General features: G+C 32.8%; 1 protein-coding gene. It reads right to left on the bottom strand.

Features of this window, described 5'->3' with window-relative positions; translation table 11 throughout:
- Positions 1–317: hypothetical protein (locus R0J87_RS19230; protein ID WP_498888243.1), on the bottom strand; the 317-nt coding region annotated here is incomplete at both ends.

The following is a 317-nucleotide window of genomic DNA, read 5'->3' on the forward strand; positions in this document are numbered from 1 at the left end:
ATCTTTCAATTTTTTTATATAATTCATTAAGTTTTCAGAACACTTTTTTGCTGTTACAAATACTACTACACAATTTTTAAACTCGATGAAGGGTCTTACGATTTGGTATGCCATATCCACCGAGACTGTATTACCTCTAATTTCAACCCCTGATTTAAAAGGCATACACATATAGTATCGGTTCCCTCTAAACGAAATAGGAACTTCCATATCAGAAATCTCAAAAGCACCGTGGGGTTTTTGAGATTCTCTTACTAAAATCCTCTCTTCTACACCATTTATAGTTTTTGAGAATTTAATTCTTAACTCGTCATCCT

This window comes from Halomonas sp. SIMBA_159, assembly GCF_046536035.1.
Lineage (GTDB): Bacteria > Pseudomonadota > Gammaproteobacteria > Pseudomonadales > Halomonadaceae > Vreelandella > Vreelandella venusta_A.